Below are 14,762 nucleotides of genomic sequence, written 5' to 3' on the forward strand. Positions count from 1 at the left end.
CGAGGCGGTGGGGGGATAGATGTGAGTATGAATGTCTGTTTTGTGCCAGGAGCAGACATTGATAAAAAAGTTCGAAAGAGAGCACGTCATGATCCTATTGGCTCATAACAGATTAAAGTTCAATGTTGAGATGAGTTTAACGGAGATGTATCTTTAAGTAATGTAGTTAAATTAGTCAACAATATCAGTTGGTTAGGTGTGGTTTGTTAAATATAAGATTAGAGAATCTAAAAATAGTTTCATAAGAATCAGTGAGAAATGCTATAAGAAACTTTGCCGTCTATGATTGAAACGAACTATTTCAGAGCATAATAATGTTACGGAGGGTGGCTTGTGGGAAATGTTCAATTACCTAAAGATGCTTTACAGAGGGTACAGCTTGGCCAGTCCTTTGCCGAGTATGACATTATTAGGAAATCAACGGAGCTTTTTGTATCAACTCCCGCGACACTAGCTGCATTAAACGTAGATAATACTAGTTGTTTTTTCATTGGAAGACGTGGTGCAGGTAAAACGGCAATTACAATTGAAGTTGAGAGGCGGATATCTAAATCTATTACCATAGTTCCTCAAATTTTTGATTTGCTAAGACTGCCTTTACAACATGAAGAGTTCCTTGATACTCGCCAACGGCCGTTCAAATCATTGATGCATTCAATGGAAAGAGCATTAATTGATGAAGTAATAAAAGCATGGAATGAAAAATTAGGATTCGATTTCTCTAAGGCCCCTGAGTCTATACGAAAAGAAAGAAGTCTTATTGAGGATTGTGACTTTGACCAGCGAGTACTAAATTTAGTTGAGGAAATTTTTGAGGCCTACACTAAAGAAAATGAAAAACTATGGTTGCGACAAATAAATAGGAGTAAAAAATTAATCCAAGAAGTTAATAGTTTAGAACTCAATGCTAATCATAATTTTATTCTTTTGATTGATAGACTTGATGAATCATGGGATGGTTCGGACTCAGCTATAATATGTCTAATGGCTTTGATGCATGCCACAGTTAGGTTAATAGCATCTACGCCTTATGTTAAGCCATATGTGTTCATTAGAGAGAATATTTACGATCGCATTCGTGCACGTGATAACGAATTTTCAAGATTAGAAACATCAGTTGTTTTTCTTGAGTGGACAACTGAAAAGCTTACAGAACTTGTTGAGAGAAGACTTGTGAGACCTTTCACAGCCAAACCTAAATTAGGAGGGGAAGCGTGGGGACATTTTTTTGATGGTGATAAAGACAAAAGTATAGAGCGGGTTATGCAGATCTGTCAGCATCGTCCTAGAGATGTATTAATGCTTACAAGTTATTCAATTGATTCAGCAATAAGCCGTAATAATAAAACAATCACTGAAGATGATTTGGTCTATGCTGCGAAAAGATATAGTACCAGCCGACTTAAGGATTTAGGCGATGAATATGCTGAGAATTATCCAAATATTAGTTTGGTAATAGAGTATTTCTTTGGTCTTGGCAATGAGTTTACATTGGTCGCCATAGAGGATTTTATTCAGAAACTTTTAGTTAATGATGCTATTTCTAAATATTGTAAATCATGGTTCTACGACTTTTCGACCCCATTTAGGTTCATAGAATTACTTTATGGTATTGGTTTTTTAGGTATTAGGCGTAAAAATACAATTGAATATAAAGATTCGGGTAAAGACTCTAATTCAAAACCTTCCTTTGAACACTCATCTACCTTTTACATCCATCCAACTTATCATCAGGCTTTAAATTTAAGGGCTGTTTTGTTAAATGATTTGAAAGAACAAACAACATTAAGAAACGAAGGTGTATTAGAAGATTTACCAGATAGTTTTAAACTTGATGAGTATAAAATGGCCTTAGAAGATACATTGGATAAGCTGAAGGCCTTGCCAACAGGAAAGGAGTCGGCCAAAGATTTTGAAGATATTGTAGGCAATGTTATTCGTTTGTGTTTCTTCAGAACATTGACCAATGTTCAACCTCAGGCTCGTTCTCACGATAACACCTCCGTTAGAGACTGGGTAGCTTCAAATAGAGCATCGGATGGCTTTTGGGAAGTAATTAGGGCCAAATATGGAGCAACTCAGATTGTCTGGGAGTGTAAAAATTACACAGATTTGAGCGCGGATGATTTTCATCAGCTGGGATATTACTTGAATGATACATTCGGACATTTTGGTATTATTGTTTACAGAGGTGATGAGCTAAAATCACAATATTTCAGACATATTTCTAATATTGCCAATAGAAATAAAAGTGGTTTGATTCTAATCTTAAATACTAAAGATTTAGAAGTATTTTTAAGACAGGCGATAAAAGGAACTTTTAAAGAGTCTCACTTGCAAGACAAGTATGATTATATGGTAAGGCAAATATCTTAAGTCTTGTGGGTGAATGATTAAAAGCTTATTAAATCGAATGTTTTTTTTGTGTGTAAAAATACATTATCAGGATTGAACTGATGCTCTCAACTTAATCATAAGTTTAAAGTATTTTTTCTTTGGATGCTTCATGTCTGCTTATCGATCTTTGCAGACATTCAACGTTAGCGTAAGGCCGAAATCCCGCTTCTTACCCAGCAGAACCCCGGCCTCCCATCACTCGCCTCAGTGCGCCTGGATATAAGGCTCCTTCACAAACTCCGCCAGCAGCCAGACCATATCATGCAGCAGCCCGGTGAGTTCTTTCGCCACGCTCGCAGGCAACGTCCCGCCCATTACTGCCAGCGTTAACGCCACGGCATAATCCACCTGCAACGCCGTCTCTTGCCAGCAGTCCGGCACACAGGAAGCGGTCTTTTCCCCCGCAATCAGCTGTTCAACCAGATACGGCGGGAGTTCAGCATCGCAGCATTCCCGCAGCCGCTTCAGCGCAGCCAGCAATCGCTTACAGAGGGTGGCAAACGTCACCACGTCGTCAGTTTCCAGTAGTACACTCACATAGGCGGTGCAGGCGTCGGCCAGTTCAAAAAGATCTGCGGAATCGGGAATTGAAGTGTTAACAAGATGATGAACAGCACTTTCCTCAGAAAGCGCGTATGTAAATCCAGGGGTAGTCGCCATTTAGCATCCTCTTTGTTCAAAAAATGTCATGTTATGCTAACGGGTTCCTACGCCCGGTTACGGATGTGCCGCAACGCAGGCACTTTACGACCGCGAAGAAGGGATGAAAAGGGATGCCCCTGAATTACATAAGGTTACTTGCAGGTTTGCGAGGAGTCTTCCAAAAAGCCCTGACATCAATATCTTTCCAAATGCCACTCCATGCGTTTATGGTGTTACTTCCCCCTCTACCGTTATCAGGTTGCACATATGCCGAGCGCCAGCGAGAGCAAAGACTGGGTCAAATTTGCGCAAACGCCAGGGAAAATAGAGCGCATTGAGGCGTACTTTAGCGGACATGGCTATGAGCCACATCGGCATGACACCTACGCGATAGGCAGAACCTTGTCCGGGGTGCAGAGCTTTCACTATCGGGGCAGTCAACAACACAGCCTTCCTGGCGGGACGATGGTTCTGCACCCCGATGAAATGCATGACGGAGAAGCGGGGACGATTGAAGGTTTTCAGTATCGGATGCTGTATATCGATCCCGCGTTAATTCAGAAAATCCTGGGCGGAAAACCGCTGCCGTTTATTCCCGGCGGGATCTCATCCGATCCCCGGCTTTTTGCGGCGACCGAATCCTTGCTAAAAGCACCAGAAGAACCTGTCGATACGCTGGAAGAAGAGGATGCGCTTTACGATCTGGCCAACACGCTGGCCATGGTGGGAGGACAACGCTTTCGTCGATGCGCATTCGATTATCGTCGCGCAGAGCGTGCACGCGAGTATATTCAAACAGAATTCAGCCAGGACATTACGCTCGACACGCTATCCGAGGTCAGCGGCAGGGATCGCTGGAGCCTGAGTCGGGATTTTCGTGCACTTTACGGAACAAGCCCGTATCGCTATGTGACGATGCGGCGTCTTGAATATTGCCGACGTTTGATTGAAAAAGGCCTGTCTCTTGCTGAAGCGGCCGTTGAGGCCGGGTTTTCCGACCAAAGCCATATGACTCGCCAGTTTATCAAAACGCTTGGGATCTCGCCGGGACGCTGGCAGAAAATCATCCAAAACAGCCGCGCCTGAGCTGCACGATCGTTCAAGACTGGCGCAATGGCTTAACTCTATTCTGGACACTTCTCAACCATAGGGAGTGTCACCATGTATCAACCCGTTAATCTGGAAAATAAATTTTCCCTCTTCGACGCGCGCTGGCAGCCGAAGGTCATCGCTCAGATGAATGACTACCAGTTTAAGATTGTCAAAATAGAGGGAGATTTTATATGGCACGCGCATCCTGAAACCGATGAAGCATTTATCGTGGTCGAGGGCGTGCTACGTATTGATTTTCGTGACGGACACGTGCTCGTTAATCCGGGAGAGCTGTACGTTGTGCCAAAAGGCGTTGAGCACAAAACCTCTGCTGAGGGTATTGTGAAAATGATGATGATAGAACCTTGCGGGGTCCTGAATACCGGACACGAAGGCGGGGATCGCACCGCAGAGAACGATGTCTGGATTTGACGCCGGAAGCTGACTTGCCGGGTGGCGGCTACGCCTTACCCGGCCTACAAAAACCACCAACCAAACCGGCCGTCACCCCTCGCTCATCATCCCCAAAAACCGCTTCACCGTCCGCGAGCGTTCAAACCGCCGCCAGCAGAGCGCGATATCGGTGTAGAGCTCCGGCGAGTTCAGCGCATGATAGGTGACATTCGGCGGTGAAATGGCCGCCATGGATTTCGGCACCAGGGCAAACCCGCCGCCCGCGGAAACCATGCTCAGGGAGGAGGAGAGCTGCGACGACTGCAGCGCGTGCTGCACGTCAATCCCGGCCCGCTCGCAGCAGCCGTGCACCCGGTCGTACAGGCCCGGCGCGACCTCCTGCGGGAACAGCACCACCGGCGTATCCCGAAGCTGATCTAACGCCAGCGAACCGCACGCCGCCAGCGGATGATCGCGATGCAGCGCCACCACCATCGGCTCCCGGTCGAGGATTTTTATTTCGAACATCTTGCTGCTCTCGCAGGGCAGGCGCACGAAAGCGATATCCAGCTCACCTTCCGCCAGCATCGTCGTCAGCGACGACATATTGGCTTCCACCTGGTGAACCTGCACCGCCATGTTCTGCACCTGAAACTGGCGAATCAGCGCGAAAATTTTGGGGTGGAAAGCGTCGGAGCTGGTGATGCCAATCGACAGGTTGCCGTTCAGCCCGCGCGCGATGCCGCGGGCTTTCTCCAGCGCGGCATCGCTCAGCGCCAGGATTTTACAGGCGTCCTCGTAGAATGCCTCTCCCGCTTCGGTCAGCTCCACGCCACGCGTCAGGCGCCTGAACAGCGGCGTGCCCACTTCCTCTTCGAGCCGTTTGATCTGCTGACTCAGAGGAGGCTGTGAAATACCCAGCGCTTCGGCCGCCCGGGTGAAGTGTCGCTCGCGTGCAACCGCGACAAAATACCGCAGATAACGAAGTTCCATATCTAAAACGTCTCAAACCAGCATGGTTTCTATATTGGAACTCTCTGCTGAATCGGGTCAACATTTATTTAACCTTTCTAAATAAAGTTGAAGAGGACGAGCACGATGATGCATTCATCTGCCTGCGACTGTGAGGCGAGTTTGTGCGAGACCCTGCGCGGGTTCTCCGCCCAGCATCCTGACAGCGTGATCTACCAGACATCGCTAATGAGCGCCCTGCTAAGCGGCGTGTACGAAGGGGAGACGACGATCGCCGACCTGCTGGCACACGGTGATTTTGGTCTCGGCACCTTTAACGAGCTGGATGGCGAAATGATTGCCTTCAGCAGCCAGGTGTACCAGCTGCGCGCCGACGGCAGCGCCCGGGCCGCGAAGCCGGAGCAGAAAACGCCGTTCGCGGTGATGACCTGGTTCCAGCCGCAGTACCGCAAAACCTTCGATGCGCCGGTCAGCCGCCAGCAGATCCACGACGTCATCGACCAGCAGATCCCCTCCGACAACCTGTTCTGCGCGCTGCGCATTGACGGCAATTTCCGCCACGCCCACACCCGCACGGTGCCGCGACAGAAGCCGCCGTACCGGGCGATGACCGACGTGCTGGACGACCAGCCGGTGTTCCGCTTTAACCAGCGCGAAGGGGTGCTGGTCGGGTTCCGCACGCCGCAGCACATGCAGGGCATTAACGTGGCCGGGTATCACGAGCATTTTATCACCGACGACCGCCAGGGCGGGGGACATCTGCTCGACTACCAGCTGGAGAGCGGCGTGCTCACCTTCGGTGAAATTCACAAGCTGATGATTGACCTGCCCGCCGACAGCGCGTTTTTACAGGCCAACCTGCACCCCAGCAACCTTGATGCGGCTATCCGCGCCGTCGAAAACTAACAGGAGTACTACCGTGAACAGTGAGAAACAGTCACGTCAGTGGGCGCACGGCGCCGATATGGTTGTCGGCCAGCTGGAAGCGCAGGGCGTGAAGCAGGTGTTCGGCATACCGGGGGCGAAAATCGACAAGGTGTTTGATTCCCTGCTGGACTCCTCCATCGAGATTATTCCGGTGCGCCACGAGGCCAACGCGGCGTTTATGGCGGCGGCGGTGGGGCGGCTGACCGGCAAGGCCGGGGTGGCGCTGGTCACCTCCGGGCCGGGCTGTTCGAACCTGATCACCGGCATCGCCACCGCCAACAGCGAGGGTGACCCGGTGGTGGCGCTGGGCGGGGCGGTGAAGCGGGCGGATAAAGCCAAGCTGGTGCACCAGAGCATGGACACCGTCGCCATGTTCAGTCCGGTCACCAAATACGCCGTGGAGGTCAGTTCGCCGGACGCGATTGCCGAGGTGGTATCGAACGCGTTTCGCGCCGCCGAGCACGGCAGGCCGGGGGGCGCGTTCGTCAGCCTGCCGCAGGATATTGTCGACCAGCCCGCGACGGGCGCGATTTTGCCCGCCAGCGGCCCGGCGCTGATGGGCCCGGCGCCGGAGTCCGCGATTAACGACGTGGCGAAGCTTATCGAAAACGCCAAAAATCCGGTCATCTTGCTCGGCCTGATGGCCAGCCAGCCCGCGAACAGCGCCGCGCTGCGCAAGCTGCTGGAGAAAAGCCGCATCCCGGTCACCAGCACCTATCAGGCCGCCGGGGCGGTGAACCAGGAGCACTTTACCCGCTTTGCCGGACGCGTCGGCCTGTTCAACAACCAGGCGGGCGACCGGCTGCTGCATCTGGCGGACCTGATTATCTGCATCGGCTACAGCCCGGTGGAGTACGAGCCTTCTATGTGGAACAGCGGCGACGCGACGCTGGTGCACATTGATGTGCTGCCCGCCTATGAAGAGCGTAACTACGTGCCGGATCTGGAGCTGGTGGGGGACATCGCCGAAACGCTGAACCTGCTCGCTAACCGGATCGAACGTAAGCTGGAGCTGAGCCAGCGTGCGTCAGAGATCCTGGTCGATCGCCAGCATCAGCGCGATCTGCTCGACCGCCGCGGCGCCTCGCTCAACCAGTTCGCCCTGCACCCGCTGCGCATCGTGCGCGCCATGCAGGACATCGTGAACAGCGACGTGACGCTCACCGTCGATATGGGCAGCTTCCATATCTGGATCGCCCGCTACCTCTACAGCTTCCGCGCGCGTCAGGTGATGATCTCCAACGGTCAGCAGACCATGGGCGTCGCGCTGCCGTGGGCGATTGGCGCGTGGCTGGTCAACCCGGGCCGCAAGGTGGTGTCAGTCTCCGGTGACGGCGGTTTTTTACAGTCCAGCATGGAGCTGGAAACCGCGGTGCGCCTCAATGCCAACGTGCTGCACATCATCTGGGTGGATAACGCCTACAACATGGTGGCCATTCAGGAAGAGAAAAAATACCAGCGTCTTTCCGGCGTGGAGTTCGGCCCGGTCGACTTCAAAGCCTATGCCGACGCGTTCGGCGCCAAGGGCTTCGCCGTGGAGAGCGCCGAGGCGCTGGAGCCGACGCTTCGCGCGGCAATGGATGTCGACGGCCCGGCCGTGGTGGCTATTCCCGTCGACTACAGCGATAACCCGCTGCTGATGGGCCAGCTCCATCTCAGCCAGATTTTGTGAATCAATATAAGGACAGAGAAATGCAAAAAGTGGCTCTCGTAACAGGCTCAGGCCAGGGGATTGGTAAAGCGATTGCGCTTCGCCTGGTGAAAGACGGCTTTGCCGTCGCCATCGCCGACTATAACGTTGAGACGGCAAGAGCCGTTGCCGATGAAATCATCCGTAACGGCGGCAACGCCGTCGCCGTGAAGGTCGACGTTTCTGACCGCGAACAGGTATTTGCGGCGGTGGAGAAAGCGCGCACCGCGCTGGGTGGCTTCAACGTTATCGTTAACAACGCCGGGGTAGCGCCGTCTACGCCCATCGAAACCATCACGCCGGAGATTGTCGACAAGGTCTACAACATCAACGTGAAAGGGGTGATCTGGGGCATTCAGGCTGCCATCGACGCGTTTCGCAAAGAGGGGCACGGCGGGAAAATCATCAACGCCTGCTCCCAGGCGGGCCACACCGGCAACCCGGAGCTGGCGGTATACAGCTCCAGCAAGTTTGCGGTTCGCGGCCTGACCCAGACCGCCGCGCGAGACCTCGCGCCGCTGGGGATCACCGTGAACGCCTACTGCCCGGGCATCGTCAAAACGCCGATGTGGGCGGAAATCGACCGTCAGGTCTCCGAGGCGGCGGGTAAACCGCTCGGCTACGGGACCGAAACTTTTGCCAAACGCATTACGCTTGGCCGTCTGTCCGAGCCGGAAGATGTGGCCGCCTGTGTCTCATACCTGGCTGGCCCGGATTCCGACTACATGACCGGTCAGTCGCTCTTAATTGATGGTGGAATGGTGTTTAATTAAATTCTAATAAGCTCTGACATGAGTTTTCCCCTGCCTCCGTGCAGGGGCTTTTTTTTGTCTCCTCCGCCATTGTGCATTACACTGCGCGCTGCAAAACTTTAGTCATTACGATCTGACAGGCGGTAACAGCGATGAACGGTACAATCACAACGTGGTTTAAAGATAAAGGCTTCGGATTTATCAAAGATGAAAACGGCGACAACCGCTATTTTCATGTGATTAAGGTCGCGAACCCCGATCTGATTAAAAAAGACGCTGCGGTGACCTTCGAGCCGACCACCAACAACAAAGGCCTCTCCGCCTTCGCGGTGAAGGTGATCCCTGAAAGTAAGCACCTCTATATTGCGGGCGAGCGCGTGAAGCTCACCTCGATCAAATCCTTCGTGGTGTTCAGCGAAGAAGAGCCCGTTGATACCAAAATCGACAAAGAGAACGCGGTGCTGTCGGTGGGGCTGCTGATGAACAGCATCAAACCAAAATCCGACAAAAAGCCGGGCGAAATGCGTACGGTGAAGAAGCTGGCGATCACCACCTTCCAGAACACGACGATGATCTTTACCGAAGATGAAATCGATATCGACGCTACGGTTAAGCTGCTGAAGTAATCTTATGCCGGGCGGCGGTTCCGCCTGACCCGGCCTGCAAATCCTCCCTTTTCGCCCGCTTTTTAACCTGCTATAACAAACTCCTTACCTTTCAGGGAGTCATCGCCGTGCCCGAAATCAATCAACATGGTCAAACCGTTAACGATATCGTCCCGGACTGGAAATGCGCCCGGGTCTTAACCCGCACCCCGCTCACCGGTCAGTATTGCCGTCTGGAGCCGCTGGACGCCGATCGTCACTCGGCTGATTTATACGAGGCCTACGCGCTGGGTGATGACAGCGACTGGACGTGGCTTGCCAGCACCCAGCCTGAAAGCGTGGAAGCCACCGCGCACTGGGTGCTCGGCAAGGTGATGGATGACGATCTGGTCCCGTTTGCGGTAATCGATTTACGCACTGAAAAAGCGGTAGGGCTGGTGAGCTACATGGCGATTGAGCGGTTTCAGGGCTCGGTGGAAATTGGCCACGTTACCTGGTCGCGCAGGATGAAAGGCACCCGCATCGGCACCGAAGCGGTGTGGCTGCTGTTGAAAAATGCCTTTGCGCACAAGTACCGTCGGGTGGAGTGGAAGTGCGATTCGATGAATACCGCCTCACGCAGCGCGGCGGAGCGGCTGGGGTTTGTCTGGGAAGGATGCCTGCGCCAGAAGCTGGTGCGTAAAGGGCGCAACCGCGACAGCGATATGCTTTCGATTATTGACGGCGAATGGCCGCAAAGGGATGCGGAGCTGCGCGCCTGGCTGGCGGCGGAGAATTTTGACGCCCAGGGGCAGCAGATTACGCGGCTGGAGGCGTTTCGTTTATAAGCTTTATATGTAGGGTACAGCGTAAACGCGCGGTTAATCCGCGGAAATCACGATTTCAATCAGATTGGTTTTTCCTGACAGCAGCCCGCGGGCTACCGCTTCGGCGATGTCTGCGGCATCGGTTATCCGACAGCAGTGAATGCCCATGGCGGTGCCCAGGGACTGGAAGTCAATGTGCGGATTAATCAGATCCATTCCGATAAAGCGCCCCAGCTGCGTCGAGCTGTAGCCCGGCTGGCCCTTCATAAAGTTTTTAAGAACGTTGTACTCCAGGTTATTCATCACAATGAAGGTAACCGGCAGATTTTCGTGTGCCGCCGTCCAGAGCGCCTGCGGTGAATACAGTGAGGCGCCGTCGCCCATCAGGCAGACTACCGGCTCGCGGCCCAGCCCCAGCGAGTGACCCACCGCCGCAGGCATACCCCAGCCCAGACCGCCGCCGCGCATGAAATAGTAGCGCTGGTGCTGCTGGTCGGAAATAAAACGCCGGACATGTCTCGCGGTGGCAATCGCTTCATCAACAATGGTGGTGCCCGGCGGAACGGCTTTGATGACTTCATAGGCCGCCACCATCGGCGAAATGGCCGGGCGCAGCCGCTCTGCCGACAGGCGTTCTTCCTGCTGCTGCCACTCTTTTTCTCGTTCGCCGAGCGCGGTTTTAAGCAGCTGCTGATGAACCAGTTTGCCTGCCATGCGGCGTTGCTCAAGCTTCGGTAACAGCGCCTTCAGGGAGAGTTTGATATCCCCCATCACCGAGAGGCGGGTGGCGTAGGTGCGGCCCAGCTCGTTCATGTCGGCCGAAAGCTGGTAAACCGCGCACGTTCCCGGAATCGCGTCCCCTTCGCTGTATAAGATGGTGATCAGGCTTCTGCCGCCGATGATAAAGACGGCGTCGTAGGCGTTAACGATGCTGGCGATTTCGCAGGCGGTGGTGGGCATGTTGCCGCGCCAGAGCGCGTGTTGGGTGGGAAAGGGAAGGTTCAACGGCCAGGAGGAGCCGTAGACGTGAGCGCCCAGGTTTTCCGCCAGCTCGACAATCTCCTGCGTCGAGCCGCTGGAGTGAACCTCATCCCCCGCCACAATCATGATCCTGCCGGGCGTAACCTGGCTCAGCTCCTCCGCCAGCTCGTCCAGCGAGCCCGCGACGGTGTGATAGTTCACTTTGGATGCCGTTTGTATCCCGGCATCGCTGAGCTCTTCCATCACGTTCATCGGCAGTGAGAGCAATACGGGACCGGCGGGAGGATAGCTGGCAGCGTGGAACGCTCGACGCACCAGCACCGGAAGCTGGTCGGCGCTGGTGACCTCCTGCGCCCATTTCATGACCGGGGAACCGATGGAAACAATGTCATCATACAGGAGCGGGTCACGCACGTAGTGGCGCGTATCCTGTTGCCCGACGGTGACCACCAGCGGGGTTTTCATGATCCGCGAGTTAATGAGATTCCCCATGCCGTGCCCGAGACCGCTGGCGGTATGCAAATTGATAAAGCCCGTTTTGCCAGAGGCTTTTGCGTAGCCGTCGGCTATGGCGACCACGCTGCTCTCCTGGAGCGCCAGAATATAGTGAATGTTTTCATGCCGGAGCAGGGCATCAATCAGCGGAAGTTCGGTGGTGCCGGGGTTGCCAAAAATATATTCCACGCCTTCACTCTCCAGCACTTCAAGGAGAATGTCGGCACCTGTTCGCATATTTAAATCTGATAAGGACGTTAATGACTTAATCATAATGACACCTCATTCAGCGTTATTTAAGGCATGCTAAAATTCTTCCTGCGTGGGTCGGACGATAATTTCATTTACATCAACATCATCAGGCTGTTCAATAGCAAATAATACGGCCCGTGCAATGGCGTCTGCCGGAATAGCCTGCTTATAAAATTCATGGAGAAATTTTTTACTCTCTTCGTCAGAACTGCCGAATTGCAGTTCGCTTTCGACCGCACCGGGGGAAATAAGCGTTGTGCGGACCGTTTTACCAACCTCCTGGCGTAAGCCTTCGCTCAGCGCGCGGACGGCGAATTTCGTGGCGCTGTAGACCACGCCGCCGGGGGCAAGCACCTTAATTCCGGCCACTGAGGCAACGTTAATAAAATGTCCGCCGCCCTGACGCTGGAACACCGGTAACGCCGCCGCTATGCCATATAAAACGCCTTTGAGATTGGTATCGATCATCTGGTCCCACTCGTCGGTCTTGCGCTCGCTGATGGGGGCGATAGCCATAAAGCCCGCGTTGTTGATCAGCACGTCGACGCGTTGGTATGTGGCAACCGCAGCGTCAATCGCGTGCTGGACCTCCTCCTGACGGGTCACGTCCGCCTTAACGGCGATCGCCTGGCCGCCCTGCTGGATGATGCGATCCACCAGGGCGTTAACTCTGTCCAGGCGACGCGCCACCAGCACCAGCGAAAAGGGCTTATTCGCTAAATACAGGGCAATAGCCTGACCTATACCGCTGCTGGCGCCGGTGATAACAACAACTTTGTTTGCACTATTATTCATGATCTTATCTCGCCGTTGAGTGATGCAAAAATAAAGGCAGGGGGGAATTAAAGAATAATGACGTTTTCTTTAATTTCAGGTTTAAATATATTGTATATTTCGAATGGAAAGACATTCGATTAAACATAGTTGAATTGCGGGAACAGTGTCAACAGACTTTTAAATGAACAAAATAATTGCCGGGTAATATTTATTTCTTATAGGTATCGAAAAATATTATCGTAATGAAGGGATGTATTGAAAACCCTCTCCTTTTACGGAGAGGGCAGAATATTAAACGTTCTGTAATGCCTGACGAACCGGCGCTCCGTTCGCCACATAATACGCTGCCGTGCTCTTCGCCAGCGGCTCGCGCCCGCGAATGGCGTCAGCAATTTTTTCACCGATCATAATCGTGGTGGCGTTCAGGTTGCCGGTAATAATCTGCGGCATGATCGACGCATCCACCACGCGCAACCCTTCCAGCCCGTGAACGCGGCCTTCACCGTCGACCACCGCCATTTCGTCGTAGCCCATCTTGCAGGTGCCGCACGGGTGGAACGCGGTTTCCGCGTGGTTACGCACGAACTCGTCCAGCTGTTCGTCCGTCTGGCACTCAATCCCAGGGCTGATTTCCCGGCCGCGATATTTGTCCAGCGCGGGCTGGTGCATGATCTCGCGGGTGATGCGGATCGCGTCGCGGAACTCCTGCCAGTCCTGCTCGTGGGACATATAGTTAAACAGGATCGCCGGATGCTGGTGCGGATCGCGAGATTTAATGCGCACGTGCCCGCGGCTCGGTGAGCGCATGGAGCCAACGTGGCACTGGAAGCCGTGCTCTTTTACCGCGTTCGAACCGTTGTAGTTAATCGCCACCGGCAGGAAGTGGTACTGAATGTTCGGCCACTCGAACTCTTCCCGGCTGCGGATAAATCCGCCCGCTTCGAAGTGGTTGCTCGCGCCCACGCCGGTGCCGCCAAACAGCCACTCGGCGCCGATCTTCGGCTGGTTCCACCACTGCAGGGCAGGGTAGAGGGAGACCGGCTCTTTACACGCGTACTGGAGGTACATCTCCAGGTGATCCTGCAGGTTTTCACCCACGCCGGGCAGGTCGTGCACCAGCGGGATATCGAACTTCTTCAGCAGTTCCGCGCTGCCCACGCCGGAGCGCTGGAGGATCTGCGGGGAGGCAATGGCCCCGGCGCACAGCAGGACCTCTTTGTTCGCCGTCGCGTTGGACGGGATGGTGCTTTCGCCCTCCAGCCACTCGACGCCCACGGCGCGCTTGCCGTCAAAAATAATGCGATCGGTCGTGGCGTGGGTGCGGATGGTCAGGTTCGGACGCTGCTTCGCCTGGTCCAGATAGCCGCGCGCGGTGCTGGCGCGTCGGCCCTGCGGCGTGACCGTGCGGTCCATCGGGCCGAAACCTTCCTGCTGGTAGCCGTTGAGATCGTCGGTGCGCGGATAGCCCGCCTGCACGCCCGCTTCCACCATCGCCTCAAACAGCGGGTTCACGCCCGGCTTCGAGGTGGTAACGCTCACCGGACCGTCGCCGCCGTGGTAGTCGTTCGGCCCCACGTCGCGCGTCTCCGCCTTGCGGTAGTAGGGCAGGCAGTTGAGGTAGCTCCAGTGCTCCAGACCCGGCTCTTTGGCCCAGTTATCCAGATCCATCGCGTTACCGCGCACGTAGCACATGCCGTTGATGAGCGACGAACCGCCCAGCCCTTTGCCGCGCCCGCACTCCATGCGGCGGTTGTTCATGAATGGTTCAGGCTCGGTTTCGTACGCCCAGTTGTAGCGCTTGCCCTGCAGCGGGAACGCCAGCGCGGCGGGCATCTGGGTGCGGAAATCAAAGCGGTAGTCCGGCCCGCCCGCCTCAAGCAGCAGGACGGTGGTGTTCGGATCTTCAGTCAGTCGTGTAGCCAGGACGTTGCCGGCAGAGCCGGCCCCGATAATGATGTAGTCAAATTGCAAATAAACCTCC

General features: G+C 54.1%; 13 protein-coding genes. 8 read left to right on the top strand and 5 right to left on the bottom strand.

The window, feature by feature from the left end:
- The first annotated feature begins 333 nt into the window (after positions 1-333).
- The gene (locus USG84_RS00005; RefSeq protein ID WP_063408938.1) at positions 334-2,376 is read left to right on the top strand and encodes a P-loop ATPase, Sll1717 family; all 2,043 of its coding nucleotides are present in this window, start codon (positions 334-336) and stop codon (positions 2,374-2,376) included.
- 225 nt (positions 2,377-2,601) lie between these two features.
- Here the strand turns inward: USG84_RS00005 and USG84_RS00010 are convergent, their stop codons facing one another.
- The gene (locus USG84_RS00010) at positions 2,602-3,057 is read right to left on the bottom strand and encodes a hypothetical protein (protein WP_151413896.1); all 456 of its coding nucleotides are present in this window, start codon (positions 3,055-3,057) and stop codon (positions 2,602-2,604) included.
- Positions 3,058-3,306: 249 nt separating this feature from the next.
- Here USG84_RS00010 and USG84_RS00015 point away from each other — a divergent pair, with 249 nt between their 5' ends.
- Entirely contained in the window at positions 3,307-4,125 is an 819-nt protein-coding gene (locus USG84_RS00015) for an AraC family transcriptional regulator (protein WP_151413895.1), read from the top strand.
- Between the two features lie 75 nt (positions 4,126-4,200).
- Positions 4,201-4,563, top strand: coding sequence for a cupin domain-containing protein (locus USG84_RS00020; RefSeq protein WP_253541148.1), 363 nt, complete (start codon positions 4,201-4,203; stop codon positions 4,561-4,563).
- Positions 4,564-4,635: 72 nt separating this feature from the next.
- Here the strand turns inward: USG84_RS00020 and USG84_RS00025 are convergent, their stop codons facing one another.
- A complete protein-coding gene (locus USG84_RS00025) occupies positions 4,636-5,517 on the bottom strand; it encodes a LysR family transcriptional regulator (protein ID WP_253541151.1) in 882 nt (293 codons plus the stop codon).
- Between the two features lie 105 nt (positions 5,518-5,622).
- On the opposite strand from USG84_RS00025, the gene budA reads away from it, so the two are divergent.
- From budA to USG84_RS00050, 5 genes are all read left to right on the top strand, one after another.
- Positions 5,623-6,402 (top strand): acetolactate decarboxylase, encoded by a 780-nt coding sequence (gene budA / locus USG84_RS00030; protein ID WP_061098944.1) that lies wholly within the window; start codon positions 5,623-5,625, stop codon positions 6,400-6,402.
- Positions 6,374-8,095, top strand: a complete 1,722-nt coding sequence (gene alsS / locus USG84_RS00035) for an acetolactate synthase AlsS (RefSeq protein ID WP_414146768.1) — start codon at positions 6,374-6,376, stop codon at positions 8,093-8,095. Before budA ends, alsS begins: the two co-directional genes overlap by 29 nt.
- 20 nt (positions 8,096-8,115) lie before the next feature.
- Positions 8,116-8,886: a (S)-acetoin forming diacetyl reductase gene (locus USG84_RS00040; protein WP_151413893.1), complete on the top strand. Its 771-nt coding sequence runs from the start codon at positions 8,116-8,118 to the stop codon at positions 8,884-8,886.
- 131 nt (positions 8,887-9,017) lie between these two features.
- The gene (locus USG84_RS00045) at positions 9,018-9,491 is read left to right on the top strand and encodes a cold-shock protein (protein ID WP_151413892.1); all 474 of its coding nucleotides are present in this window, start codon (positions 9,018-9,020) and stop codon (positions 9,489-9,491) included.
- Positions 9,492-9,598: 107 nt separating this feature from the next.
- Entirely contained in the window at positions 9,599-10,297 is a 699-nt protein-coding gene (locus tag USG84_RS00050; protein WP_151413891.1) for a GNAT family N-acetyltransferase, read from the top strand.
- A 33-nt stretch (positions 10,298-10,330) separates the two neighbouring features.
- Here USG84_RS00050 and USG84_RS00055 read toward each other — a convergent pair whose 3' ends face one another.
- From USG84_RS00055 to betA, 3 genes are all read right to left on the bottom strand, one after another.
- On the bottom strand, positions 10,331-12,025 hold the full coding sequence (locus USG84_RS00055) for a thiamine pyrophosphate-binding protein (RefSeq protein WP_151413890.1): 1,695 nt from the start codon (positions 12,023-12,025) through the stop codon (positions 10,331-10,333).
- Between the two features lie 33 nt (positions 12,026-12,058).
- The gene (locus tag USG84_RS00060) at positions 12,059-12,799 is read right to left on the bottom strand and encodes an SDR family oxidoreductase (RefSeq protein ID WP_253541154.1); all 741 of its coding nucleotides are present in this window, start codon (positions 12,797-12,799) and stop codon (positions 12,059-12,061) included.
- A gap of 273 nt (positions 12,800-13,072) precedes the next feature.
- On the bottom strand, positions 13,073-14,752 hold the full coding sequence (gene betA, locus USG84_RS00065; RefSeq protein ID WP_151413889.1) for a choline dehydrogenase: 1,680 nt from the start codon (positions 14,750-14,752) through the stop codon (positions 13,073-13,075).
- Positions 14,753-14,762: the final 10 nt, after the last annotated feature.

Source organism: Enterobacter sp. 168J2 (assembly GCF_034107265.1).
GTDB classification, from domain to species: Bacteria; Pseudomonadota; Gammaproteobacteria; order Enterobacterales; family Enterobacteriaceae; genus Enterobacter; species Enterobacter nematophilus.